Raw genomic sequence first — 22,816 nt, forward strand, 5'->3', positions numbered from 1 at the left:
CGAAGGAACGCTTAAACGGCTTCACCGGGTAGCGAGGCGTATGAAACACGTGAAGGTACCGCAGGATCGGATCGGCGTCCTCATCGGCGAGGGCGGCGAGACGATGCGGGAGGTCGAACGCCGGGCCGAGGTGCGCCTCGACATCGACTCCGAGAGCGGCGCCGTCGCCATCGACGACGTGGGCGACCCCGTGTTGGGGATGCTCGCGCCCGACGTCGTGCGGGCGATCGGTCGCGGCTTCACTCCCGAGGCCGCGCTCTCCATCCTCGACGACGAACTACGGACGTTCGAGCTGGTCGACCTCGAATCGCACACCCGGAACAAGAACGACCTCCAGCGACAGAAGGGCCGGCTCATCGGCGAGAACGGCCGGACGCGAGAGCTGATGGAAGAGCTCACCGGCGCCGAGGTCGTGATCAAGGGCACGACCCTCGGCGTGATCGGACAGCCCGAGGAGGTCGAGGCGGTGCGGCGCGCAGTAGGGATGATCCTCGACGGCGCGCCCCACGGCGCCGTCTACTCGTTCCTCGAACGGAAGCACAACGAACTGACCCAGGGCTTCGACGTCCGGCAGTCCGGCTGAGTCATCCGCGTCGGTCTCTGCGTCCGGGCTCGGCGTCGGGACTCGGCCGTCGTCTCCGTGCTCAGTTCGCGCCGTACCGCTCCGAGAGGTGTCGCCGGACCCGACGCGCCGCGTCGGCGTCGAGGGTCCAGACCCCGTCCCACTCGTCGCCGTCGTCGGTCACGGCGATGAGCGCCGCGCCCTCTCCGTCTCCGTCGGCGGGCGGCGTGAACACCACGAACCACCCGTTTCTGATCTCGGAGGCCTCGTCGTTGTGGACCGTGAGCGACGAGGACACCACCCGCTTCGGGCTCCCGAGGCCGTAGACGTGGACGTCGAGGTCGGTGTGGGAGAGCTGCCGATAGGCGCGTTCCGTGCCGCGTTCGTCCGCGATGCGGGAGAGCCGCTGGAAGCCCGTGTGGAGTTCGCCCTCGCCGTGGCGGAGCGCCATCGCCTCGATGTATCGGGAGATCTCGATGAGGAGGAGCTTTCCCTTCGTGCCGGCCGGGTAGCCGTGGACGCGGAACCGCGTGCCTTCGAGGTTGTGAACGACGTCGGGGGTCTGGATCTCCGAGAGGGGTCGAGCACCCGTGATGTAGATGTCGGAGTTGACCGCGAGGACGGAGTCGCGGACGTCGGTGAACGGGGACTCGGCGACGACGCTGCCGTCGCGCCGCAGTTGGACGATGTCCGAGTCCGAGAGGATCCGGGTGGCCTCGGAGACCGACACGGGCTGGTCCGAAAAGAGCGAGTCCAGCATCCGCGCGACCATCGGCGGCTGTTCGCTATTGACGATCGAAAGCGACGTCTCCCGCTCTCCGGATGCGAATTCCTCGATGAAGTCCCGGAGTGCCATTGCACCCTCCTAAGACCACTCCCGACATTAGCGCTTTGTCACGGTATCACGTTCGATAACCACCGATTCGGGCTTCCGACAGATGCGGGATCCAGGGTGGGAGAAAAACGATATAAAGGCGCTCGATATGGTAGTAGTTACCACGGACATTCGCCCGTCGGAGGGCCTCTCTCGGACCGGTAGCGTTACTTTTTTATAGAATCACAAACAATCAACGGGCGACTATGTCTCAGCGAATGCAGCAGGGCCAGCCCATGATCATTCTGGGCGAGGACTCCCAGCGCACACAGGGGAAGGACGCGCAGTCGATGAACATCTCGGCCGGCAAAGCCGTCGCCGAGTCCGTCCGGACCACGCTGGGTCCGAAAGGGATGGACAAGATGCTCGTCGACTCCGGCGGGTCCGTCGTCGTGACGAACGACGGCGTAACCATCCTCAAGGAGATGGACATCGACCACCCGGCGGCGAACATGATCGTCGAGGTCTCCGAGACCCAGGAGGACGAGGTCGGAGACGGAACGACGACCGCCGTCGTCGTGGCCGGTGAGCTCCTCGATCAGGCCGAAGAGCTCATCGAGCAGGACGTCCACGCGACCACCATCGCCCAGGGCTACCGCCAGGCTGCAGAGAAGGCCAAGGAGGTCCTCGAGGAGAACGCCATCGAGGTCTCGAAGGACGACCGCGAGACGCTCGTCAAGATCGCCGAGACGGCGATGACGGGCAAGGGCGCCGAGTCCTCGAAGGACCAGCTCGCCGAGCTCGTCGTCGACGCCGTGCTGGCTGTCGCCGACGAGGACAGCGTCGACACCGACAACGTCTCCGTCGAGAAGGTCGTCGGCGGCGCCATCGAGAACTCCGAGCTCGTCGAGGGCGTCATCGTGGACAAAGAGCGCGTCCACGAGAATATGCCCTTCGGCGTCGAGGACGCCGACGTCGCGCTGTTCGACGGCGCGCTGGAGGTCCGCGAGACGGAGATCGACGCCGAGGTCAACGTCACCGACCCCGACCAGCTCCAGCAGTTCCTCGACCAGGAAGAAGAACAGCTCAAGGAGATGGTCGACGAGCTCGTCGACGTCGGCGCCGACGTCGTCTTCGTCGGTGACGGCATCGACGACATGGCCCAGCACTACCTCGCGAAGGAGGGTATTCTGGCCGTTCGCCGCGCGAAGTCCTCCGACCTGAAGAAGCTCGCCCGCGCGACCGGCGGCAACGTCGTCGGCTCGCTCGACGACATCGAGGCCGACGACCTCGGCTTCGCGGGCTCGGTCGCCCAGAAGGACATCGGCGGCGACGAGCGCATCTTCGTCGAGGACGTCGAGGACGCCAAGTCCGTCACGCTCATCCTCCGCGGCGGCACAGAGCACGTCGTCGACGAGCTCGAACGCGCCATCGAGGACTCCCTGGGCGTCGTGAAGACGACCCTCAACGACGGCAAGGTCCTGCCCGGCGGCGGCGCGCCGGAGACCGAACTGTCGATGGAGCTCGGCGAGTTCGCCAGCTCCGTCGGCGGCCGCGAGCAGCTCGCGATCGAGGCGTTCACCGAGGCGCTCGACGTCATCCCGCGCACCCTCGCCGAGAACGCCGGCCTCGACCCCATCGAGTCGCTCGTCAACCTCCGCAAGGAGCACGCTGACGGCGACATCGGTGCGGGCCTCGACGCCTACACCGGCGAGATCGTCAACATGGAGGACGACGGCGTCGTCGAACCCCTCCGCGTCAAGACGCAGGCCATCGAGTCCGCCACCGAGGCGGCCGTGATGATCCTCCGCATCGACGACGTCATCGCCGCCGGCGACCTCAAGGGCGGCGGCAGCGACGACGGCGGCGACGAGGGCGGCGCGCCCGGCGGCGCCGGCGGCATGGGCGGTATGGGCGGTATGGGCGGCATGGGCGGCGCAATGTAAGCGTCGGCTTCAGGCCAACACCCACCCCCCACCGACCGCAGTTCAGTACCGCCCGCCGAACGCCAGCGACCGATTTTCTTCGCGAACGGACCGCGTAGCGGTAGCGCCGTCGCTTGAGACGGCGTCGTCGACCTGGCGCTTTTCACAGAGCGGAGCGACCGTCGAGAAATGGGCGATCCAGCCTGCTACCGGGAGACGTGTCCGACCTGCGACGCGCCGGTGACGGTCGTCGACGAGGAGTGTCGGCATTGCGGTCGCTCGCTGGCGCACAGCCGAGGCGACGAGTGAGGGGCAAGAGGGATCCGATCCGGAATGCGAAAGAGCAAAACGAAGAGCGAAGAGCGGAGAACGAAGAGCGAGACGGCGAGCGGCGACGGTTACTCGGTCCGGTCGATGTCGATCTGCTCGCGGATCGCGGCCAGTTCCTCGGAGTCCGCGAGCGCTTCGACCTGCGTCCGGAAGTGCCGCTCACACAGCCCGACCTTGATTCCGTCCTTCTCCGCGGCGTACGCGGCATCCCGGTCGCAGTAGTGGCACTTCATACGAGGGGGTTCGTTCTCGATGGGGTTTAACTCTATGCTCCCGGCTATCTCGGCCGAGAACGGGCGTCATACGCCCGGCAGACGAGCGGCGAACGCGTCGAAGTCAGCCGCCGGCGGCCCGGCCACGCCGAGGGTCCGGTCGTGGGCGTCGGAGCCGCCGGTCCGGACGAGGTCGGCCTCCTCGGCCACGCGGTCGACGAGGGCGGGGTCCTCGCGCTCGGCGCTCGATCCGCTGTAGGGGTAGTACCGCTCGACGGCGTCCAGATCGCGGGCCAGATCGAGCGCCGCCTCCGGGTCGCGGTAGCGGAACGGGTGGGCGAGGCCGACGACCGCACACGACTCCCGGAGCACCTCGACGCCTGTCGCGGCCTCGGGGACGTAGCGTTCGACGTAGCAAGGGCCGTCGTCGCCGATCAGGTGCTCGAAGGCGCCTTTGTAGTCGTACGGGGCGTCGCTCTCCTCGACGGCGCGGGCGATTGTCGGCCGGCCGAGGCCCTCGCGGAGTTCGACGTCGAGCGCGACGTCCAGGTGGGCTTCGACCTTCCGGACGATCTCGGCCCCGCGGCGCTTCCTGTCTTCTTGGATCCGGTCTGTGACCGACCGGAGCCCCTCGGTCGCCTCGACGCCGTAGCCCAGGAGGTCGAGCCGCTGGTCGCCGGCGTCGACGCGGAGTTCGATCCCGCGGATCACGGTCACGCCCTCTCGGGTCGTCACCGGGGCGTCCAGTTCCGGGTGGATCCGGTCGTGATCGGTGACCGCGACGACGTCGACGCCGCCCTCGCGCGCGGCGGCCGCGAGGTCCGGGACCGTCAGGACGCCGTCCGACGCCGTCGTGTGGACGTGGAGATCGGCCGACGGCGCCGGGCCGTCGGGATCGCCGTGTCGGTCGGGAGGCACAATGGGGCGTCGGCGACGGAGCGCTTTATTCCTTGTGTGGTGAGCAAATTCATATTAGTGACATAACATTTGATATTAGGATATATTACGTATTAATCTTCTACAAATACCATAACAGAAAACCATTAAGAATCTCCGGCATTCAGATACGAGTGCAATGCGCTTGAACCGCACCGGCGAACTCATCGACGCTCACGAGTTCCCGGCGACGACCGAGGAACTCATCGAGGCGTACGGCGACCAGACTATCGAACTCCCCAACGGGTCCGCCCGCCTCGGAGACGTACTCGCCCGTGCGGGTTCGGAGACCTACACGGACGCCGACGACGCCCGCTCGGCGCTCCACTGCGGGCTCGGCCACGAGGCCATCGGCCGACGGTATTACAGCGACCGCGACGCCTACGCGATGGGCGAGGACGGTCCACAGCAGGTCTCCTTCTGAAGCGACCGACGCGATTTTAGAACGGTAGTTCGAGGGGCACGCGCCCCTTCGTGTACCCCTCCACCCGACCGGACGGTCTGAGTCGGAAGACCGCGGCCGGCCGGTGGTGGACCTCCGGCCGCTCGGCGAGGATCGACTGCCACTCGTCGTCGGGGAACGACGAGCAGTCGACGAAGAGGACGACGCCGCCGCCGTGTTCTTCCAGTTGGCCGTCGGACTTCGTCTCGGCGGTGTCGCGGACGGCGGCGATCGGCGTTCCGGCGCTCCGCCTGGCCGTCGGCGTCGGGCGCGTCACCTCGACGAGGACGGCCTCGTCGCCCTTCCCCGCCCGGTAGTCGATGGCGTGGCCCGTCGAGACGTCGATCTCCGGTTCGATCTCGTAGCCCGCCTCGACGAGGAGGTGGCCGACGTTGAACTCGCCCATCGCGGCGGTCATCCGCGTGAGGTCGAGGTACTCGGAGGTGCCGAGCTTGCCGGCCATCACCTCCCGCCAGTCGTCGAGCGCGCGGGTGCGGAAGAACGACTCATAGAACTCCAGGGCCTCGTCGCGGTCGGCGTCGGGAAAGCCCGCGGCGTGGTCGCGGAAGAACTCCCGGGTCGTCTCGCGGCCGTCCTTCGAGAGGAAGACCGGGAGGAAGAACCACGAGAGGTGGGGGTACGGTTCGAGCCAGGGGCTCTCCTCGTGCAGTTGGGCGGTGAGTTCGCGCGTCGCCCACCGCGAGACGTCGCTCGGGACGTGCTCGAAGCTGTACTTGTCGGTGCGCCAGAGCGCCTCGGGCGTCTCGGTGTTGCCGAGCCAGTAGGCCTCGTCGTCGGACCACAGAAAGAGAGCGACGTCGCCGTTGTCCATCTCGAAGCGCTCGCCGGTGTAGCCCTCCGGGGGACGGAACCACGGGGAGCGGCGCGTCGCGCCGAGATTCCGGTCGAGATCGCGGTAGATCTGCCCGACCACCCGGTCTTCGGTCCAGCGACCAGGGGCGTATCGAAAGCGTAGGGGGCGTGCCACGGTCGTACTAACGCGTCGACCCGTTTATACTGTCGGCTCTGCGGCCCCAGAATCGGCGCCGGCGAACCGATCGGCGACACATATATGTGGGTAACACTCTCACGGTATGGTGTATCATGTCGATGGGCGCATACGACGACGACGAACACGAACGTCGTGAGCGGAAGAACGGTGCGGTCGATACGGACTTCTCCGACGACCGAACGGTGTATCGGGGATCCGTGGAGTACGAGGCCGGCGAGTCGGCGGAGGCGCTCCTCGACCAGTTCAGAGAGCTTAACGGGAGCTGAATCCGGCTCTTCTAGCCGCGCACGCGGAGCGTCGCCATCGCCGCCACGGAGACGACGGCGACGGCGACGACGTGGCCGCCGACCGCGACGAGCAGCACCGGCCGGTCCAGGAGGAACGGCACCATCGCCAACTGAAAGAGGCCGAACGCGACGTTCGTCGCGTCGAGCCGGCGGAGCTGGCGGGCGGTCTCCGGTTCGAACTCGAACCGAAGCGAGCGCCACAGCGCGACGACTGCCGCCCACCACGAGGTCCCGATCCGGTAGCAGAGGTCCCAGAGGATCAACAGCGTGAGGTACACCGCGGGCACGGGCGGCTCGGGGCCGAACAGCCCTTCGAGGAGCCCCGGCCCGGCGGTCTGCGGGTCGAAGATGAACAGGTGCGTCACCAGCGCGACGAACGCGAGCACGCCGAGGACGACCTCGATGCTCGACCCGAAGAGGAGCCGTCGATACGGCTCGGGCAGGTCGAGCCGTCGCGTCCGCCGCCCGAACCGCCGCATCACGACGCTGCCGGCGGCGGCGACCGCCACCGCGACGGTGCCCGGGAGGACGGCGGTCCAGAGGTCGTACGCCCACGCGAGGACGAGGACGCCGGTCTCGAAGAGCACGAGCTGGATCGCCATCGCCTGCAGGTCCGTGAGGTCGACGCCGGGGACGGCGCCGACGATGCTCTCGTAGACCCAGGTCTCGCCGTACGGCTCGGCCTCCGACCGGAGCTCGGGGCGGGCCATCAGCGACCGGCCCGTCCCGAGGCGCCGGCGTCGGTCTCGCGGGGCGATTCGTCGCCGAGCGCCCGCGCCACGGCCTCGTCGAACGGCGTGCGGTCGACGTCGATCAGCGACTCGATGCGGTGGTCGCGGACGACGACGGGGTTCTTCAGCCCCTCGATCAGCGGGCGCGCGACCGCGGCGGGGACGTCGGTGACGAGCCCGACCCACAGCGAGGACAGGCGCGTCGAGAGCACGGGCACCGGGAGGACGACCGGGCGCCGGCCGCGCTTGGCGCCGACGCGGAGCAGGATCTCACGGTAGGTGAGGACGTCCGGCCCGCCGATCTCGTAGGTCTCGCCCGCGGTCTCGGGGATGGAGAGCACCCCCGCGAGGTACGCGATGGCGTCGTCGACGAAGATGGGCTGGCACTTCGTGTCGACCCACCGCGGCGTCACCATCACCGGCAGCCGCGAGGAGAGCTGCCGGATCATCTCGAAGCTCGCCGACCCCCGGCCGATCAGGATCGCGGCCCGGAGCGTCGTGAGCGCGTAGTCGGCGTCGCCGAGGATCCGCTCGACCTCGCGGCGCGAGCGCAGGTGCTCGGAGAGCTGGTCCCGGTCCTCGCCGAGGCCGCCGAGGTAGATCACGCGCTCGACCCCGGCCGCGGCGGCCGCGTCCGCGAAGTTCCGCGCCGCGCGGCGGTCGCGCGCCTCGAAGTCGGCGCCGGCGCGCATCGAGTGGACCAGGTAGTAGGCGGCGTCGACATCGAGCGCCGCGTCGAAGCTCCCCGGCTCCAGCAGGTCGCCCTCGACGGTCCGAACGCCGTCGGGGGCGTCGTAGCGCCCGGCGTCGCGGACCAGGGCGGTCACGTCGTGGCCGGCGTCGAGGAGCGCCGGGACGAGTCGACATCCGACGAACCCCGTCGCCCCCGTCACGAGCACATCCATAGCGGCGGGAGGGTCCCGAGCCTGTTAACGGTTCTCGCCGGAGAGCACCGGACCCGAGCGCGGTTCGGAGCGCCGCCGCGACGTCTCCGGGCGCTCGGGCGTCGAAATGCGCGGCCGTCGCGTTTCCGGCTCCGACCGTCCAGCGCGCTGGACAGCGCGCCGCGCTCGGGCGACGAACGGCGACGTGTCGGGTCGGATGCGGAACGCGGGGCTCCGACCCCGAGACGCGGCGGACAGCTGCGGCGGTTGTGGTAACTCATAGTGAGTGCTCTCGTCTCTTACCGCCGAGCGCCGTCACCGGGCGTCGCGTTCGGCGGTAAACAGTCAGAGTAATCACTATCAGGCGACGTCCCGTTCGCGGGGTTCACCGGCGAGGGACCACGGCGGTCGCCGTCAGTCCAGATCGTCGGGTTCGACCACGTCGGGGCCCACGGAGACGGCTGCAACGCGGTCGGCGATCGCATCGTGGAACGCGAGGCCGCCGAAGACGAGGACGGCGAGGATCGCGGAAACGACGAATTCGGGTATCATATATATGGCTATACACCACTATGTAAAGAACGCATCGCCGGCAGTCGGACCCGAGCGGGCACCGTCGGTTCGGTATGTAGAGTATATATCGCCCTATATCACAACGCAAAGGTATGTTTGAGTATTTCCGATAGTGCCCGATACCCAGCCAGACATACGCCTCATAGCAGTCTTCTTTTTATACCGCCCGAGTGTCTGACGTGATGTCGCAGGCAACCGCAGAAAGGGGGAAGTCGTCCTCCTTCACGACCGACGTCGATCTGACGAACCTCGTGGTGATCGCGGGGCTCACAGCCGTACTGTTCGCAGGGGCACTGGCAATCGGTGAGGGCCTCGGAGAGATTCCGCCGGACATCGACTGGAAGGCGTTCTTCGTCGTGTACACGGTCATCGTGTTCGTGCCGTGGGGCACGCCGACCATCGCCGCGGCCGTCGGCGCGACGATGGCGGAGGGCATCCTCGACTTCTTCGAGGGCATCGAACCGGACGAGCCGTTCGGCTGGACGGGCTACATCGTCGGGTTCACCGTCGCCGGCTACTTTATGAAGGACCCGAGCGACACGGTCAAGCTCGCCATCGGCGCGGTCCTCGGCGCGTTCATCCAGTTCGCTATCGAGGGGCTGAGCCTGGTCCTCATCTCCGGTGACGCCCTCTCGGTGTACTTGACGTCGCTCGCCGGCAACACCCTCACGCACGGGGTCGTCCTCGGCGCGATTCCCCTGATTCCGGTCGTCAGCGCGCTCAAGGGCCGGATGGAACGGGTGCTCGCGCCGGCGGCACAGCAGTCCGAGTAACCGCGGTCCCCCCGTCTTTCATTCATACACCGTATGCCCACGAACCAGACCGACAGTACGAGGGACGATGATCCGAGCTGAGGCGTTCACGTTCACGTATCCGACCCGCGACGAGCCGGCGCTGACAGACCTCTCCTTCGAGATCGACGATGGCGAGATCCTGGGCGTCGTCGGGCCGGTCGAGGGAGGGAAGACGACGCTCGCGATGGCGCTCGCGAGTTTCGCGCCGCAAAACACCGGCGGGAGCACCGAGGGATCCCTCACCGTCGCCGGCCGGGATCCCCGCGAGGCGACGGACAACACGGTCGCGATGGTGTTCGAAGACTACTCCGCACAGCTCACGCAGGTCCACGTCATCGACGAGGTGATCGCGCCGCTGGTGAACCGCGGGGTCTCCCGGTCGGCGGCGATCGAGCGCGCGCGCGGCCTGCTCGACGACGTCCGGCTGGGCGACGTCGAGGAGACGAAGTTCACGTGGGAACTCTCGGGCGGCCAACAACAGCGGCTCGCCATCGCCGCCGCCCTCGCGACAGATCCCGAGGTAATGATCTTCGACACGGCCACGGACATGCTCGACCCCGAGGGCCGGGACGACGTCTCGAACCTCATCGCGTCGCTCAAGGGCGACAAGACCCTGGTCGTGACGGAGAACGATCCCGACGCGCTTGTGGGGATCGCCGATCAGCTGCTCGTCCTCGAGGGGGGCGAGCAGATCGCGTTCGGTCCCGCCGACGACCTCCTCCGGGACATCGACCTCCTCGAAGGGATCGGAGTGGCCCCGCCCGTGTGTACCCGCATCGCTCGTGAGGTCGGCCTCTCCGGGTCGCCTCTCACCCCGGGAGAGTTCCTCACCGCCCTCGAGACGCACGACTCCGATCTGCCCCAGAGCGATAGTGGTTCGGAGAGCGCTTCCGCCGAATCGGCGGGCTTCGGGGAGCCCCTCATCGGGACGGACGGGATGGAACACGAGGGCGCGGTCGAGGGAGAGACCGCCTCCGAACTCGGGGAGCCGCTGCTCCGCGCGGACGACGTGCGGTATCAGTACTCCTCGGAGTCGGTTGCCGTAGAGGACGTCGCGTTCTCCGTTCGCGAGGGCGAGGTACACGCGGTTATCGGGGGCAACGGCGCCGGAAAGACCACGTTCACCAAGCTGCTCGTGGGGCTGTTCGAGCCCGACGAGGGCCGTATGCACGTCAACGGCGAATCCACCGACGGCCGGACCGCACGCGAGGTCGCGGAATCGGTCGGGATCGCGCTCCAGAACCCGGACGAGCAGCTGTCCGAACAGACCGTCGAGCAGGAGATCCGCTTCCCGCTCGAGAAGCGTCGGTACGAACGGAGGGGCCTGCTGGGCCTCTCGAAGCGTGAGCGCTACGACGAGGCCTTCATCGAGGAGCGAGTCTCGGAGGTGTGCGACATCGTCGGCATCTCCGAGGACATCCTCCGGGAGGACCCGATGTTCCTCCCCCGCGGGGTGCGCCGGCAGGTGACGATGGCGTCCGCGCTCGCGCCCGACCCGGACGTGCTGGTGCTCGACGAACCCGTCGCGGGCGTCGACGCGACCGCCCGGGCCCACGTGACGCGGGCGATCGAGCGACTGCGCAGTCAGGGGAAGGGGATCGTCGTCATCGACCACGATATGGACTTCGTCTGCGAGATCGCCGACACGGTCACCGTCCTCAACGAGGGAAGCGTGGCGATACAGGGGCCGACCCACGAGGTGTTCGCCGCCGACAACTGGGAGTGGTTGGCGAGTCACCACATGCGCCCGCCCAGGGCGGCCCGGCTCGCCCGGCGGGTCGGCGTCGACGCGCTCACCGCCGACGAATTCATCGCGGCGTTCGCTCCGAAGCTGGAGGTGTCGCAATGAAGCGGCGGGTCCCGGTCATCTACAACGACGTCGACACGTGGTTCCACCGCCGCGATCCGCGGGCGAAGCTCGCCGTGTTCGTGTTGATGCTGCTGTACCTGTACGCCGCACCGACCTGGGAGTGGATGCTGGCGATGGTGGTCGTCGGCCTCGGGTTGGTGGTCGCTGCGAGAGTCCCGCCGCTCTGGATCGGTGCCCTCCTGGCCCTCCAGATCCCGAACGTCCTCGGGATACTCGCGTTCCCGGCCATCCAGCGGATGGTGACGGGCGGGAGCGCGTTCGGCGGCAACTTCGATTTCGGACTGAAGCTCGCGCTCTCCTGGCAGGCCGCGCTGTTGATCAGCGCGAGCCTGTTCACGACGATGGAGTTGACCGAGATCACCGACGGGCTCCGCGGGCTGGGCGTACCGGAGCTCGTCTGCTTCACGCTCGAGTACGTCCTGCTGCTGTTCTACATCACGATCAGCGACCTGTTCCGAATCATGGACGGGATGAAGGTGAAGGGCCTCCCGATCGAGACGAAGAACCCGATCAAGTTCGCGCTGAACGCCCCGAGTCTGGCGGTACCGATGTTCATGTCGGTGCTCCAGCGCTCCAATACGATGATGTCAGTGCTGACGATGCGGGGGTACTCGTTCTCGAACAGGGACCGCGAGCTCCGTCACGAACTGCAGTTCGACGCCGGCGACGCCCTCCTGTTCGGAGCCGGAGTGGTCGTCCTCGGCGGGACCCTCGCCGCCAATTTCGGACTCATCACCGTTCCCGTCCTGCCCTCGCCCACTCCCTGAGTATGACCGACAACACTGAATCCGTCACGACTTCGACCGACGAAGATTCGGTTGGAATGATCGATCCGAGCACGGCAGAGGGCCGAAGCCAGTTGCTCCTGTTCGGGGGCCTGGCGTGTCTCGCCGTCGGACACCTGATCGAGCTGTCGGTACTCGCGTGGAGCGGCGCCGGGATCGTCACCGTCGCGTTCGTCCTCAACACCGCCGGGAAGATCGTCCACTACCGAGACCTTCCGATCCCGTCGCGAGACCAACTGATACTGTCGGCGACGTGGTCGCTGCTCGCGGTGATCGTCGTCGGACTGCTGGTGAACTTCGCGCACACGCGGTTCGGCTCCGGTGACGGCGCATACTTCTGGTCGATGGCCGTTGCCGGTGTCGGCTTCGGGTTGTTGCATATGGCAGCACAGTCGAAGTACCTCCCCGAGAGCGAGGTAAAAGCGAAATAGCACCGACGAGACGCTATGGAAACACGGAAGATTCAGAAAGTCAGCGGCGGGACGTTCACCGTCTCGCTGCCCCGGGAGTGGGCACAGGCAGAGGGCATCAGCCAGGGAGACGTCGTCGACCTTCATACGCATCTCGATGGGGTGCTCGTCGTGCAGACGCGAGACCGGGAGGTGGACCCGACCGGAGAGGTCACGGTCGAACTCCGCGGTGCCGATCCCGACTGCGTCCGACAGTCCCTGTGGGCGGCCTACACCGCGGGCTACACCGACATAACGCTCACGGCGCGGGACGCATTCGATAGCTCGCAGCGAACCGCCGCCAACGAGGCGGTTGGCGTCCTATCGGGAGCGACCGTTACCAGCGCGACCGACGGGGAGATATCGATCCGGGTGTTCCTCGATTCCGAGGAGATTTCGGTACCGCAGTTGGTACGACAGCTCTCGTTCCTCACCACGTCGATGCACGAGGAAGCGATGGCTGCTGTGGCCGACGACACGACGACCCACGACCTCGGCGATCGCGACGATCAAGCGGACCGGCTGTTCGCGCTGACCGAGCGCTCGTTCGTACTGGCACTCTCCCGACTCAGCGAAGTGGACTCGCTCGGATCGACGCGTCCGGAGCTGTTCGACCTCTGGTCTACGGCTCGAAACCTAGAGCGCGTCGCCGACCACGCAGAGCGCGTCGGTCGGATCGCTCGCGAGGCCGATCAGATTCCGGCGAGCGATCGCGTCTCCGAGCTCCGGCGGCTCGCAGAGCGATCGCGGAACATCGTCGGAGACGCAGTGAGTGGAATCGTCGACGACGTGGGGACCGAGCGAGTACGCGGCGCGCTCCAGCGCCGGGCGCGAGTCCGCGAAGAGATAGCGGAGTTAGACCGGCGCCTGTTCAGGGACGCGACGGGCGAGTATCGGCTCGCGCGGATCCTCTACAGCATCCAGCGGACCGCCGAACACGGTGGTAACATCGCGGAGCTGGGGTTACAGCGGGCCATTCGGCGCGGAGACGGGATCTCGCTGGACTGGGGCGGAGACACGGTGGGGCGCCTCGACCGGCCGGATGCGAACCCATCCGCCGAAGACTAGTTCCCGACCCGATCTGCTCGCTCACGGGGCGTGAGCGTCCGCGTCGGTGACGCCTCCGTCGGGAGCGGTCAGCAGCGTCTGGGCTCCGTGCTCGCATTCCGCCCGCGAGCCCGGCGTTCAGGACTCGTCGAGCGCGTCCCAGCCGGGCGTCTCCGGCGCGCCGCGGGCGACCTCGACGTCGTCGCCCGACGGCGGATCGGACGCGCGCGCTCCAACCTCGCTCGCGGCGTCGGCCCACGCCTCGATCGCGCGGCCGACCCACGAGTCGGCGTCGAGGACGTCGGCGGTGGCGGCCGCGGCGCGGTCCTCGTCGACCGCGAGCGAGCCCGGTCGGGAGCCCGCGGCCACGCCGACGAACGCGGCCCGGTCGGTGGCGGTGAGGCCGTCGTTCGAGAGGCGGTCGACGACGCCGGAGAGCTCCTCGGCGTCGGGGTAGGCGAACACCTTCGCGCCGACCGCCTGGGGGCCGAGCAGGGGCCCGGCGCCATCCTCGGGGTCGTCGTCGAGGAGGCGGTCGCCGCCGAACGCGGCCTCGACGCGCTCGCACTCGGACTCGACGTCGAGGTCGAGGTTCCGCCCGGGGTAGGTGGCGCACTCGTCGGGGTACAGGTCGCCGCCGTGGATCCGACACTGGAGCGTCTCGGGGTCGAGGAACGCGCACGTTTCGAGCCAGCGCCGCTCGGTCCCGAACGGCGCGGCCGGCTTCGGAGCGTGGGCGAGCCCGACGAAGAACGCGGGCCGGCCGGCGATGGCGGCGAGGCGGACGCCGTCGACGACGACGCCCGGCGTGTCGTCGTCGACCCGCCAGAGCCGCGGTCGGAGGGCGTCGCCGAGGCCGCGCTCGACGAACCGCGCGACCTCGTCGCGGGTCAGGGGGACGAAGTTGTACGCGTCGTCGAGGGGCTCTCCGGGGCCGCGGCGCTCGTGGTCCGACGGCTCGTCGGCGATCGGCCGCCAGTCCAGACAGCAGCCGGCACAGCCCTCGCAGTTCAGTTCCATCGTGACGTCACTACCCCGGCGGGTCGGCGTCCGGCCCCGCGTCGGTCGGTTCGGTCGCCGCGTCGGCCGGCGGTCGGTCCCGGGACGACGAAGATGCCCGCGCCGATCACCGTCTGCGGCGCCTCCCCGTCGCGGTTCTCCCCCTCGGGGGGCCTCGCAGGCTCCGAAGCCGTCATTCGATCGGTCGTTCGACGCGGGGGTAGTAGAAACCTCGGGCCGACAGATCGGGGACGGAGCGGGATCGTTCCGCGCTGGAAGACGGTTCATAGTGATTACTCTCACTGTTTCCCGCCGAACGCCGTCACCGGGGGTGCGTTCGGCGGGAAGAGACGAGAGTAATCAATATCACTCCCGGAGGCCTAGGATCGGGTATGACGAGCGAACCCTGCGAGGCCTGCGGCCGGTCGGTCCGGATCGCCGGCGGCATCGGCGACTTCTGGTCGTTCGAGGGGCAGTCGAGCGGCGGGATGACGCTGGAGTTCGACGACGGCGGCGAGTACTTCCTGTGTCTGGACTGCATCGACCGCCTGCCGGACGACCGGGAAGTGACGAGCGAGGACGTCGAGTCGCTGTGACGGGGCAGTGACGCCCCGACGGCGTGACCGCCCGCCGTCTGAAGGGTTTTTATCCGCGTGCGGCACAGGGTCGGTGTGGACCCCGATCGGATCCCCGAGTCGTTCCCCGCGCCGAGCTTCCGCGGCACGCAAGAGCAGGCGCTCGCGGACATCCGCGACGCCTTCGCCGCGGGCAACGACGTCGTTCTCGTGCGTGCGCCGACCGGGAGCGGCAAGTCGCTCCTCGCGCGCGCCATCGCGGGCGCGGCCGCGACGACCGACGACGTGACGCCCGCCGAGGCGACAGACGCCTACTACACGACGCCGCAGGTCTCCCAGCTCGACGACGTCGCCGCGGACCCGCTGCTCGACGACCTGAACGTCATCCGGGGCAAGTCGAACTACACCTGCATCCTCAACGGCGAGACCGACACGCCCGTCGACCGGGCGCCCTGCGTCCGGCAGTCGGGGTTCGACTGCTCGGTCCGGCACCGCTGTCCGTACTTCTCCGATCGTGCGATCGCCTCGAACCGCCGGATCGCCGCGATGACGCTGGCGTACTTCATGCAGACCGCCGGCTCCGACGTGTTCCGCAAGCGGGACGTCGTCGTGATCGACGAGGCCCACGGCCTCGCGGAGTGGGCCGAGATGTACGCGACCGTCGACCTGAACCCCCGGACGGTCCCCGTCTGGGACGACGTCGGCGTCCCGGACGTCGCCGGCGCCACCGACACCCTCGAACGGACGGTGCGCTTCGCCGAGACGCTCGCGGGCGTCTGCGAGCGCGCGAAGGACGACCTCCTGCGGAAGCCGGAGCTGACGCCGGACGAGGCGGCGCGGCGGGACCGCCTCCAGGAGCTCCGGTCCGAACTCCAGTGGTTCGTCGAGGACTACCGCGACCCCGAGAGCCCGACCACCTGGGTCGTCGACCAGCCCGACGGCGAGGGCGGCCCGATCACGATCAAGCCGCTCGATCCCGCCCGGTACCTCCACCACACGGTCTGGGACCGCGGCAACAAGTTCGCGCTCCTGTCGGCGACGATCCTCGACAAGGCGGCCTTCTGCCGCGGCGTCGGCCTCGATCCCGCGAACGTCGCGTTCGTCGACGTCGAGCACACCTTCCCGGTCGAGAACCGCCCGCTGTACGACGTCACCCAGGGGAAGATGACCTACGAGGAGCGCGACGAGACCCTGCCCAAGATCGCGCGGACGCTCGTCCGGATTACGGCGAAACACGGAGACGAGAAGGGACTCGTCCACTGCCACTCCTACGCGATCCAGTCCGAACTCCGGAAACGACTCGCCCAGCTCGGCCTCGGGGGTCGCGTCCGCGCGCACGACCGCGAGGACCGCGACGCCGAACTCGAATCCTGGAAGGCGACCGACGACCCCGACGTCTTCCTCTCGGTGAAGATGGAGGAGGCCCTGGACCTCGCGGGCGATCTCTGCCGCTGGCAGGTCGTCTGCAAGGCGCCGTATCTCAACACCAACGACTCCCGCGTGGCCCGCCGCCTGGAGGAGGGCCAGTGGTCCTGGTACCGCCGGACCGCACTCCGGACGGTGATTCAGGCCTGCGGGCGCGTCGTCCGCGCGCCCGACGACTACGGCGCGACGTACCTCGCGGACTCCTCCCTGCTCGATCTCTTCGAGCGCACGCGGGGCGATATGCCGACGTGGTTCCGCGACCAGGTCGACCGGCTCTCGACGCCCGACCTCCCCGCGTTCGACCAGGTCGCGGCCGGCGGCCGCGGCGGACCGTCCCGATCGAACCGGGGGAACACACGGGACGGAGGCCGGCAGGGAACGCGGTCCCGCGGCGGATCCGCGTCGCGCTCGGCGCGGTCCGGAGCGAACGGCAGTCAGCGCGACCGGAGCGACCGAAGCAGCGGCACCGACGGCGGAAGCGGGAGCGGAAGTGAGAGCGGGAGCGGCGACGACCGATCGGACCACCCGCTCTCGGACGTCTGGGGCGATCGGTAGCGTCCGGCCGGCTCAGAACAGCAGCGCGGCGCCGTACGCGAACGACGACCCGACCATCAGGAGAACGAGGACGAGCGCGAGCAGTTGCTGGCGGTCCATACCCTCGGTAGCGGCCGCACCGATTCAATACTTCCGGCGCTCTCCGACCCCGTCGGATTGTGATAGTACACGGGAATCGAACGAATTGCGAAACGGATACATAATGAACGTTAATTTATGTTTACATCAGCGAACCGAATACGCGAGTAATCAACTGAACGTTTTGCATTATAGCGGATCGATATGTGTTTGGGACGTTATATCACAGAATACTTAACACTCCTAGTCGCGTTGATTCAGGCGTCCCGCAATGTATACCCACGGGCTGAACACGGCGATGACGCTATACCAGACCGGCACACTGACACTCTCGCAGGCGGCGGCCCGCGCGGGTCGCTCGACGGAGGCGTTCGCGACGGCGCTCGAACGCCACGGGATCACGATCCGCGAAAAGCAGCTCCGGCCGGGACCGGCGAGCGGACCGGCACCGAGCGACGGACCGACCCGGGCGGACTGACCGAAGGCCCGTTCTCCGGCTCTCATAGTGATTACTCTCGTTTCTTACCGCCGAACGCCGTTACCGGGGGTGGCGTTCGGCGGGAAACAGTGAGAGTAATCACTATCAGGACGCATCCGCGTCGTCAGTGTCCACCGCGTCCGCCGGGAGGACGTGGAGGCCCGCGCGGCTCTTTATCACGGGGACGGTATCGGCGTCGCCGTCGACGTACGACGGCCGCGCGATCGTTTTTGACTCGTAGGTCTCGGGGTCGAGCACCTGGATCGCGTACTCGTCTTCGACGGCGACGACGGTGGTCTCCGAAGCGTCCTCGACCGTGCCGAGCCGTCGCGCGTCGGGCGTCTCGCCCTCCTCGAAGGACGCCTCGTAGGGGTCGCCGGTGGCGAGGCGGACCCCCTTGAGGTTGCCGCGGACGCTCCGGACGAGCACCGGACCGTCATCGTCGTCGGGGTCGATGACGTCGCCGGGCGTGAACTTGGGGAGGCGGACGGCGTAGGTCACGCGGTAGACCTCGTTGCCGTCGCCGTCTTCGGTCACGAGCGTCGGGTACTCCTCGACGTGACCGCCGAGTTCGCGGACGATCCGCTTTGCGACCCCGCCGCCGATCTGGTTCGTCGAGAGCTTGATATCGGTGCCGTCGCTCGTCTCTGTGACCTCCGAGACGAACGCGTTGCGGTCGCCGGTCGCCTCGCGCTCTTCGACGTACGCCTCGGCGATCTCGACAGCGCGCTGTTCCTCCTCGGCCGTCGGCGTCCGCTCGTCGGCCCGGATCTGGACGATGCTGGCGTAGTAGCCGCCGGCGATCCGACCGCAGCGGTCGCAGGTCTGCCGGGAGATGAAGACCGGGACGGTCACCTGCTCCTCGCGGTAGGTGTCGCGGACGATCCCCGAGAAGGTGCAGTGCATCCGGATGGTGTTTTCGTCCACCTGTTCGGGCTCGACGCCCCAGCGGACGTCCTCGGCCTTCAGGTGGACGCCGAGCGCCTCGGTCACCTGCTCGACCGCGACGTCGGTGTAGTCGCGGGCGCCGACGTCGACCCAGCGGTTGCCCTGATGGACCGCCCCGCACTGGGAGCACACCCGGACCTCGATCCGGTCGGGGGCGTCGACGAGGTCGAAGTCCGCGAAGTAGCAGTCGTCACAGAGGACGGCGTCGCGCTCGCGGGGCTCGCCCGGGAGGGTCTCCTCGCGCTCCGGCACCGGATCCCCGCACCGCGGACAGAAGTCGCCCGAACTCATCATCGCACGTAGACGATCGAGGCGGTTAAGCGCGACGAAGCGGGGCGGCCGACGGCGACGGCGACACGGATCGGGCGCGTCCGTCGGCCCCAACACCGTTTATTAGCCGGAAGCCGTAGACGCGGGTATGGAGTGGAAATCCGACTGGGGACTCCGGGGCCGGATGGTCCTGACGATGTTCCTGCTCTTTGCCCTCTACATCGCGTTCGTCGGCGCGCTGTGGTGGACGGACTCGTTCGTCTTCCTCCCGCTTATGGGCGCGTTCGTCCTCGCACAGTTCTTCTTCAGCGACCGGCTCGCGCTCTACAGCATGGGCGCGAAGACGGTCACAGAAGAGGAGTATCCCGAACTCCACGCGACCGTCTCGCGGCTCAGCCAGCAGGCGGACCTGCCGAAGCCGACCGTCGCCGTCGCCGACTCGCGGGTGCCGAACGCCTTCGCGGCCGGGCGGTCCCAGAAGAAGGCGACCGTCTGTGTGACGACCGGGCTGCTGCGGACGCTCGACCGCGACGAGCTCGAAGGCGTGATCGCCCACGAACTCGCCCACGTGAAGAACCGCGACGTGATGGTGATGACGATCGCGTCGTTCCTCTCGACGGTCGCGTTTATGATCGTCCGGATGGGCTTTTGGTTCGGCGGCGGCGGCCGCGACCGCCAGGGCGGGGGCGGGATCATCGTCGCGATCGTGGCCTCGCTCGTCGTCTGGGTCGTCTCGTTCTTCCTGATCCGGGCGCTGTCGCGCTACCGCGAGTTCGCCGCCGACCGGGGCGGCGCGCTCATCACCGGCCAGCCCTCGGCGCTGGCGTCGGCGCTTCTCACGATCGACGGCCGGATGGACCGGGTGCCCAGGGAGGACCTCCGCGAGCAGTCCGAGATGAACGCGTTCTTCATCGTCCCGCTGAAGAGCGACTTCATCGGGAAGCTGTTCAGCACCCACCCCGCGACCGAAAAGCGCGTCGAGCGCCTCCGCGAACTGGAACGGGAGATGGAGACCCAGTAACGGATGGGCCTCTTCGACACCATCAGGGCCGTCCTCGGCACGAGCGCCGAGGCGGACGCGACCCGCGACGCCGACCCCGAGGACCTCTTCGGGATGAGCACCGCCTACGTCACGATGGAGGCCGACCTCGGCTTTCGTTCCGTGGGCGCGGCGGCGCTCTGCTTTTCGGGCGTCGACAGCACCGACTTCGAGGCGACCGTCGACGACGTCGAGGCGATCCTCCGCGCCGGCGAGGAAGAGACCGGGACCACCTTCGACGTCCGCGAGGACAGCCACGGCTGGGAGTGGGTCGTCCTCCGCGACGACGACCCCGAGGACCTCGTCACCTCGGTCCACTTCGCGGCCGACGAGTTCCGCGAGCGCGGCTACGGCTCGCGCCTGCTCGCCGCCGTGTTCGGCTTCGAGCGCGAGGGCGATGGCGACCGCGCCTACTGGATCTACTCGTTCCGGCGCGGGGCGTACTACCCGTTCGCGCCCGAGCAGGGCAAAGAGCGGAATCAGCGCCTCGAATTCAAGCTCGAATCCGTCCTCGACGGCGAACTGGAACTGGAAGGCGACGAGTCCTACTGGTACCCGATGTGGCCCGACCGCGACGGCGGCCACCCCTGGGACTGACAGGCAGGGTCGCTGAAAGAGCCGACTGAGTCTCCGCGGGCTATTTACCCGTCGGACCGGAGGACAGAAGCGATGCCCTCCAGACAACAGCCGACGCGCCGCCGACTGCTCGCCGCGGCCGGGTCCCTCCTCGGCGCGACCGCGCTCGCGGGCTGTGGCGGCAGCGGCTCGGCGTCGGGGTCCTCCCGGGTCGCGCCCGGATCCGACCCGCCCGAGGACGCGCTCGTCGATCCGCCGCACGTCAGCCTCCGGAACGGGGACAGAGAACCGATCGTGCGGAGCGAGACGCCGAGCGAGACCGAGTCGGCCGGCGACGGCGGCGAAACGCCCGAGATCGACAGCTGGACGCACCACATCGTCGCCAGCGACGAGGCCGCCGCGGCCCTCACCTTCGCCGACGTCGACGGCGTCGACGAGGCGCGGGCGTTCCTCGACGAGACGGACTTCGGCTCGGAGACGGTCTACGTCGAGCGGCACCTCGTCGGCGAGTGTTACCACCACCGGCTCTGTTGGGTCCGCTGGACCGACTCGGAGATCGAGACCGACTACGCGCGGGTGCTCCGCGACGCCGACGTCGCCTGCGAGGCCGACGCCCGCGACGTGGTGACGAACCTGATCCGCCTCCCCGCGACGCTGGAGCCGGGGCAGATCACCAGTTACGGCTCGGGCAGCGGCGGCGGACGGTGTCGCCGCCCCGAGGGCGGCGAGCCGACGGAGGTGGACGCATCGTGAGCCGGGATCCTTCGGTGGTCGGCCGGCGGCGGTTCCTGGCGATCTCCGGCACGGGCGCGCTCGCGACGCTCGCCGGCTGTTCGGGCCTTCTCCCCGGCGGGAGCGAGCCGACCGTCGACGCCGACGCGCTGGCCGAGGCGGTGAGCGGCGACGCGCCGGCGGTCCCGGAGACGGTCCCCGTCGACATCGAGGCGTCGTTCGTCGACGAACAGGAGTCGATCGCGCGCTCGGCGCTCGACGGCGTGCCCGCGCCGTTCGACCGCGAGGAGATTCCCAACGGCGTGATCCGCGAGCGGCTGAACGGCGTCTACGAGTCCGCGACCGAGTCGATCGACCGGGTCGACGAGGCGCTGACGCCGTACGACCGCCTCGACCGGGCGAACGGCGCCCGCGTCGACGCCCACGAGGTACAGGCGGCGTGGCGCGCGATCGACGCGGACCTGACGGTCTCGGAACTCACAGCCGAGACGCCGGCCATCGCGGGGAGCGTCGACGAGGTCGACGCGCGGTGGTCCTACGTCGGCGACGATCCGGTCCGGGCGGTGGTCGTCCACGACGAGATCGGCACCGAGATCCGCGCCGCGCGGAACTGGCTCGACTCCCGGCACCGCCGCACCACCCGCGACGGCCGCACGGCGCTCGAAGTCGGGGCGCTCGCCTCGGATCACGAGCGCGCCCGGACGAGCGTCGCGGTCGCGTCGTACCTCTTCGATCGGTTCCGGGCGAGCCTCGACGCGACCGCGGATCTGCGCGCCCGGTTCGAGGCCGCCCGCGGGATCCTCCGAGCGCGCGTGCGTGAGGCAAAGACCGCGCTCCCGCCGCAGGACGTCGACGAGCCGACGTCGCTCGTCGACCGCGACGTGGACGAGACCGCGGGAATCCGCGCGCTCGCGGAGCTCGGTTCCGAAGCCAGATACCGCGCGAAGGACGTGACCGCATCCGACCGTGACGGCGGCGACGAGGTGCCGTGGCTCGCAAACGACGTCCTGGGCGCGCTCGACGCGCTCGTCTTCGTCCGCGCGTTCGCGTCCCTCCGCGAGCGGATCGAGGACGGCGACGACATCGCCGTCGAGGGAATCGAGGACGTGGCCGCGATCCGCGAATCGGCGATCGACGCCGTCGCCGAGGCTCGCGACGCCGATCGCGGGGCGCTCCTCGTCGACGCGATGCTCCCCGACCTCGCCGACGAGATCCGCTGGACCGACGACCGCCTGAGGCGGGCCTCGGGCACCGTCAGCGTCGATTCGGTCGCGTACGACGCCGTAGACTACGTGGTCGCTGGCGCGACCTGTCGGGCGCTCCCACCGGTGTGTGCCGAGACGGCGGCCGCGCTCCGGAACGGCTCGTCCTGAGTCTCGACCGCGCTTTTTCCCGATAAACGTTCGCGCCCGTGATCGAGTCGCGTCGCCCGCGTCCGGCGCTTTCACTTTTACTGCGGTGTTAACGAGGGTTTATGTGGGCGTGGGA

25 protein-coding genes are annotated in these 22,816 nt (G+C 68.5%); 16 read left to right on the forward strand and 9 right to left on the reverse strand.

Annotated elements, in window-relative coordinates:
* Nucleotides 1-40 precede the first annotated feature (40 nt).
* Complete coding sequence (locus ACQUQ0_RS06320) at nucleotides 41-583, forward strand: KH domain-containing protein (RefSeq protein WP_435183877.1); 543 nt, start codon at nucleotides 41-43, stop codon at nucleotides 581-583.
* 61 nt (nucleotides 584-644) lie between these two features.
* On the opposite strand, the gene ACQUQ0_RS06325 is transcribed toward ACQUQ0_RS06320, so the two are convergent.
* On the reverse strand, nucleotides 645-1,418 hold the full coding sequence (locus ACQUQ0_RS06325; RefSeq protein ID WP_435183878.1) for a DICT sensory domain-containing protein: 774 nt from the start codon (nucleotides 1,416-1,418) through the stop codon (nucleotides 645-647).
* Nucleotides 1,419-1,672: 254 nt separating this feature from the next.
* On the opposite strand from ACQUQ0_RS06325, the gene thsA reads away from it, so the two are divergent.
* Nucleotides 1,673-3,322 carry a thermosome subunit alpha gene (thsA, locus tag ACQUQ0_RS06330; RefSeq protein WP_435184247.1) on the forward strand — a complete coding sequence of 550 codons (1,650 nt, stop codon included), beginning with the start codon at nucleotides 1,673-1,675 and terminating at the stop codon, nucleotides 3,320-3,322.
* Between the two features lie 377 nt (nucleotides 3,323-3,699).
* Here the strand turns inward: thsA and ACQUQ0_RS06335 are convergent, their stop codons facing one another.
* Both ACQUQ0_RS06335 and ACQUQ0_RS06340 read right to left on the reverse strand, forming a co-directional pair.
* Nucleotides 3,700-3,864: a DUF6757 family protein gene (locus ACQUQ0_RS06335; RefSeq protein ID WP_175454563.1), complete on the reverse strand. Its 165-nt coding sequence runs from the start codon at nucleotides 3,862-3,864 to the stop codon at nucleotides 3,700-3,702.
* Nucleotides 3,865-3,930: 66 nt separating this feature from the next.
* Nucleotides 3,931-4,761 (reverse strand): PHP domain-containing protein, encoded by an 831-nt coding sequence (locus ACQUQ0_RS06340; protein WP_435183880.1) that lies wholly within the window; start codon nucleotides 4,759-4,761, stop codon nucleotides 3,931-3,933.
* A gap of 157 nt (nucleotides 4,762-4,918) precedes the next feature.
* On the opposite strand from ACQUQ0_RS06340, the gene ACQUQ0_RS06345 reads away from it, so the two are divergent.
* Entirely contained in the window at nucleotides 4,919-5,203 is a 285-nt protein-coding gene (locus ACQUQ0_RS06345; protein ID WP_372386629.1) for a DUF5789 family protein, read from the forward strand.
* Between the two features lie 16 nt (nucleotides 5,204-5,219).
* Here ACQUQ0_RS06345 and ACQUQ0_RS06350 read toward each other — a convergent pair whose 3' ends face one another.
* The gene (locus ACQUQ0_RS06350) at nucleotides 5,220-6,209 is read right to left on the reverse strand and encodes a DUF5784 family protein (RefSeq protein ID WP_435183881.1); all 990 of its coding nucleotides are present in this window, start codon (nucleotides 6,207-6,209) and stop codon (nucleotides 5,220-5,222) included.
* 116 nt (nucleotides 6,210-6,325) lie between these two features.
* Here ACQUQ0_RS06350 and ACQUQ0_RS06355 point away from each other — a divergent pair, with 116 nt between their 5' ends.
* Nucleotides 6,326-6,499 (forward strand): DUF5786 family protein, encoded by a 174-nt coding sequence (locus ACQUQ0_RS06355; protein WP_435183882.1) that lies wholly within the window; start codon nucleotides 6,326-6,328, stop codon nucleotides 6,497-6,499.
* An 11-nt stretch (nucleotides 6,500-6,510) separates the two neighbouring features.
* Here ACQUQ0_RS06355 and ACQUQ0_RS06360 read toward each other — a convergent pair whose 3' ends face one another.
* From ACQUQ0_RS06360 to ACQUQ0_RS06370, 3 genes are all read right to left on the reverse strand, one after another.
* Complete coding sequence (locus tag ACQUQ0_RS06360; protein ID WP_435183883.1) at nucleotides 6,511-7,230, reverse strand: DUF7530 family protein; 720 nt, start codon at nucleotides 7,228-7,230, stop codon at nucleotides 6,511-6,513.
* Complete coding sequence (locus ACQUQ0_RS06365) at nucleotides 7,230-8,156, reverse strand: NAD(P)H-binding protein (RefSeq protein ID WP_435183884.1); 927 nt, start codon at nucleotides 8,154-8,156, stop codon at nucleotides 7,230-7,232. Before ACQUQ0_RS06365 ends, ACQUQ0_RS06360 begins: the two co-directional genes overlap by 1 nt.
* A 393-nt stretch (nucleotides 8,157-8,549) precedes the next feature.
* Nucleotides 8,550-8,687 carry a hypothetical protein gene (locus ACQUQ0_RS06370; protein ID WP_375797876.1) on the reverse strand — a complete coding sequence of 46 codons (138 nt, stop codon included), beginning with the start codon at nucleotides 8,685-8,687 and terminating at the stop codon, nucleotides 8,550-8,552.
* A 203-nt stretch (nucleotides 8,688-8,890) separates the two neighbouring features.
* Between ACQUQ0_RS06370 and ACQUQ0_RS06375 the strand changes: the two genes are divergently transcribed.
* The 5 genes from ACQUQ0_RS06375 to ACQUQ0_RS06395 all read left to right on the forward strand — a co-directional run bounded on the left by ACQUQ0_RS06375 (nucleotide 8,891) and on the right by ACQUQ0_RS06395 (nucleotide 13,674).
* Nucleotides 8,891-9,481: a hypothetical protein gene (locus ACQUQ0_RS06375; RefSeq protein WP_435183885.1), complete on the forward strand. Its 591-nt coding sequence runs from the start codon at nucleotides 8,891-8,893 to the stop codon at nucleotides 9,479-9,481.
* 67 nt (nucleotides 9,482-9,548) lie between these two features.
* Nucleotides 9,549-11,351: an ABC transporter ATP-binding protein gene (locus ACQUQ0_RS06380; RefSeq protein ID WP_435183886.1), complete on the forward strand. Its 1,803-nt coding sequence runs from the start codon at nucleotides 9,549-9,551 to the stop codon at nucleotides 11,349-11,351.
* Nucleotides 11,348-12,139, forward strand: a complete 792-nt coding sequence (locus tag ACQUQ0_RS06385) for an energy-coupling factor transporter transmembrane component T family protein (protein WP_435183887.1) — start codon at nucleotides 11,348-11,350, stop codon at nucleotides 12,137-12,139. The genes ACQUQ0_RS06380 and ACQUQ0_RS06385 overlap by 4 nt, the downstream gene beginning before the upstream one ends.
* A 2-nt stretch (nucleotides 12,140-12,141) precedes the next feature.
* Complete coding sequence (locus tag ACQUQ0_RS06390) at nucleotides 12,142-12,588, forward strand: hypothetical protein (RefSeq protein WP_375797872.1); 447 nt, start codon at nucleotides 12,142-12,144, stop codon at nucleotides 12,586-12,588.
* 15 nt (nucleotides 12,589-12,603) lie between these two features.
* Complete coding sequence (locus ACQUQ0_RS06395; protein ID WP_435183888.1) at nucleotides 12,604-13,674, forward strand: PhoU domain-containing protein; 1,071 nt, start codon at nucleotides 12,604-12,606, stop codon at nucleotides 13,672-13,674.
* A gap of 117 nt (nucleotides 13,675-13,791) precedes the next feature.
* On the opposite strand, the gene ACQUQ0_RS06400 is transcribed toward ACQUQ0_RS06395, so the two are convergent.
* Nucleotides 13,792-14,673, reverse strand: coding sequence for a YkgJ family cysteine cluster protein (locus tag ACQUQ0_RS06400; protein WP_435183889.1), 882 nt, complete (start codon nucleotides 14,671-14,673; stop codon nucleotides 13,792-13,794).
* 371 nt (nucleotides 14,674-15,044) lie between these two features.
* Between ACQUQ0_RS06400 and ACQUQ0_RS06405 the strand changes: the two genes are divergently transcribed.
* From ACQUQ0_RS06405 to ACQUQ0_RS06415, 3 genes are all read left to right on the forward strand, one after another.
* Nucleotides 15,045-15,248, forward strand: a complete 204-nt coding sequence (locus ACQUQ0_RS06405; RefSeq protein WP_435183890.1) for a DUF7561 family protein — start codon at nucleotides 15,045-15,047, stop codon at nucleotides 15,246-15,248.
* 75 nt (nucleotides 15,249-15,323) lie between these two features.
* Nucleotides 15,324-17,207, forward strand: coding sequence for a helicase C-terminal domain-containing protein (locus tag ACQUQ0_RS06410; RefSeq protein WP_435183891.1), 1,884 nt, complete (start codon nucleotides 15,324-15,326; stop codon nucleotides 17,205-17,207).
* A gap of 349 nt (nucleotides 17,208-17,556) precedes the next feature.
* Nucleotides 17,557-17,763 carry a DUF7317 family protein gene (locus ACQUQ0_RS06415; protein WP_435183892.1) on the forward strand — a complete coding sequence of 69 codons (207 nt, stop codon included), beginning with the start codon at nucleotides 17,557-17,559 and terminating at the stop codon, nucleotides 17,761-17,763.
* Nucleotides 17,764-17,868: 105 nt separating this feature from the next.
* Here the strand turns inward: ACQUQ0_RS06415 and ACQUQ0_RS06420 are convergent, their stop codons facing one another.
* The gene (locus tag ACQUQ0_RS06420) at nucleotides 17,869-19,005 is read right to left on the reverse strand and encodes a 60S ribosomal export protein NMD3 (RefSeq protein ID WP_435183893.1); all 1,137 of its coding nucleotides are present in this window, start codon (nucleotides 19,003-19,005) and stop codon (nucleotides 17,869-17,871) included.
* A gap of 124 nt (nucleotides 19,006-19,129) precedes the next feature.
* Here ACQUQ0_RS06420 and htpX point away from each other — a divergent pair, with 124 nt between their 5' ends.
* From htpX to ACQUQ0_RS06440, 4 genes are all read left to right on the forward strand, one after another.
* Complete coding sequence (gene htpX, locus ACQUQ0_RS06425; protein ID WP_435183894.1) at nucleotides 19,130-20,002, forward strand: zinc metalloprotease HtpX; 873 nt, start codon at nucleotides 19,130-19,132, stop codon at nucleotides 20,000-20,002.
* A 3-nt stretch (nucleotides 20,003-20,005) separates the two neighbouring features.
* On the forward strand, nucleotides 20,006-20,617 hold the full coding sequence (pspAB, locus tag ACQUQ0_RS06430; RefSeq protein WP_435183896.1) for a PspA-associated protein PspAB: 612 nt from the start codon (nucleotides 20,006-20,008) through the stop codon (nucleotides 20,615-20,617).
* Nucleotides 20,618-20,689: 72 nt separating this feature from the next.
* Nucleotides 20,690-21,349 (forward strand): hypothetical protein, encoded by a 660-nt coding sequence (locus ACQUQ0_RS06435; protein ID WP_435183897.1) that lies wholly within the window; start codon nucleotides 20,690-20,692, stop codon nucleotides 21,347-21,349.
* Nucleotides 21,346-22,701 carry a hypothetical protein gene (locus tag ACQUQ0_RS06440; protein WP_435183898.1) on the forward strand — a complete coding sequence of 452 codons (1,356 nt, stop codon included), beginning with the start codon at nucleotides 21,346-21,348 and terminating at the stop codon, nucleotides 22,699-22,701. Before ACQUQ0_RS06435 ends, ACQUQ0_RS06440 begins: the two co-directional genes overlap by 4 nt.
* Nucleotides 22,702-22,816: the final 115 nt, after the last annotated feature.

Source organism: Halobellus sp. EA9 (genome assembly GCF_051195055.1).
GTDB lineage: Archaea > Halobacteriota > Halobacteria > Halobacteriales > Haloferacaceae > Haloquadratum > Haloquadratum rubicundus.

Excerpts from the sequence above, each read along its gene's own strand:
- ACQUQ0_RS06320 (WP_435183877.1), top strand. The coding sequence starts at position 41 with ATGAAACACGTGAAGGTACCGCAGGATCGGATCGGCGTCCTCATCGGC.
- ACQUQ0_RS06325 (WP_435183878.1), bottom strand. The coding sequence starts at position 1,418 with ATGGCACTCCGGGACTTCATCGAGGAATTCGCATCCGGAGAGCGGGAG.
- thsA (WP_435184247.1), top strand. The coding sequence starts at position 1,673 with ATGATCATTCTGGGCGAGGACTCCCAGCGCACACAGGGGAAGGACGCG.
- ACQUQ0_RS06335 (WP_175454563.1), bottom strand. The coding sequence starts at position 3,864 with ATGAAGTGCCACTACTGCGACCGGGATGCCGCGTACGCCGCGGAGAAG.
- ACQUQ0_RS06345 (WP_372386629.1), top strand. The coding sequence starts at position 4,919 with ATGCGCTTGAACCGCACCGGCGAACTCATCGACGCTCACGAGTTCCCG.
- ACQUQ0_RS06355 (WP_435183882.1), top strand. The coding sequence starts at position 6,326 with ATGTCGATGGGCGCATACGACGACGACGAACACGAACGTCGTGAGCGG.
- ACQUQ0_RS06360 (WP_435183883.1), bottom strand. The coding sequence starts at position 7,230 with ATGGCCCGCCCCGAGCTCCGGTCGGAGGCCGAGCCGTACGGCGAGACC.
- ACQUQ0_RS06365 (WP_435183884.1), bottom strand. The coding sequence starts at position 8,156 with ATGGATGTGCTCGTGACGGGGGCGACGGGGTTCGTCGGATGTCGACTC.
- ACQUQ0_RS06370 (WP_375797876.1), bottom strand. The coding sequence starts at position 8,687 with ATGATACCCGAATTCGTCGTTTCCGCGATCCTCGCCGTCCTCGTCTTC.
- ACQUQ0_RS06375 (WP_435183885.1), top strand. The coding sequence starts at position 8,891 with ATGTCGCAGGCAACCGCAGAAAGGGGGAAGTCGTCCTCCTTCACGACC.
- ACQUQ0_RS06380 (WP_435183886.1), top strand. The coding sequence starts at position 9,549 with ATGATCCGAGCTGAGGCGTTCACGTTCACGTATCCGACCCGCGACGAG.
- ACQUQ0_RS06385 (WP_435183887.1), top strand. The coding sequence starts at position 11,348 with ATGAAGCGGCGGGTCCCGGTCATCTACAACGACGTCGACACGTGGTTC.
- ACQUQ0_RS06390 (WP_375797872.1), top strand. The coding sequence starts at position 12,142 with ATGACCGACAACACTGAATCCGTCACGACTTCGACCGACGAAGATTCG.
- ACQUQ0_RS06395 (WP_435183888.1), top strand. The coding sequence starts at position 12,604 with ATGGAAACACGGAAGATTCAGAAAGTCAGCGGCGGGACGTTCACCGTC.
- ACQUQ0_RS06400 (WP_435183889.1), bottom strand. The coding sequence starts at position 14,673 with ATGGAACTGAACTGCGAGGGCTGTGCCGGCTGCTGTCTGGACTGGCGG.
- ACQUQ0_RS06405 (WP_435183890.1), top strand. The coding sequence starts at position 15,045 with ATGACGAGCGAACCCTGCGAGGCCTGCGGCCGGTCGGTCCGGATCGCC.
- ACQUQ0_RS06415 (WP_435183892.1), top strand. The coding sequence starts at position 17,557 with ATGTATACCCACGGGCTGAACACGGCGATGACGCTATACCAGACCGGC.
- ACQUQ0_RS06420 (WP_435183893.1), bottom strand. The coding sequence starts at position 19,005 with ATGATGAGTTCGGGCGACTTCTGTCCGCGGTGCGGGGATCCGGTGCCG.
- htpX (WP_435183894.1), top strand. The coding sequence starts at position 19,130 with ATGGAGTGGAAATCCGACTGGGGACTCCGGGGCCGGATGGTCCTGACG.
- pspAB (WP_435183896.1), top strand. The coding sequence starts at position 20,006 with ATGGGCCTCTTCGACACCATCAGGGCCGTCCTCGGCACGAGCGCCGAG.
- ACQUQ0_RS06435 (WP_435183897.1), top strand. The coding sequence starts at position 20,690 with ATGCCCTCCAGACAACAGCCGACGCGCCGCCGACTGCTCGCCGCGGCC.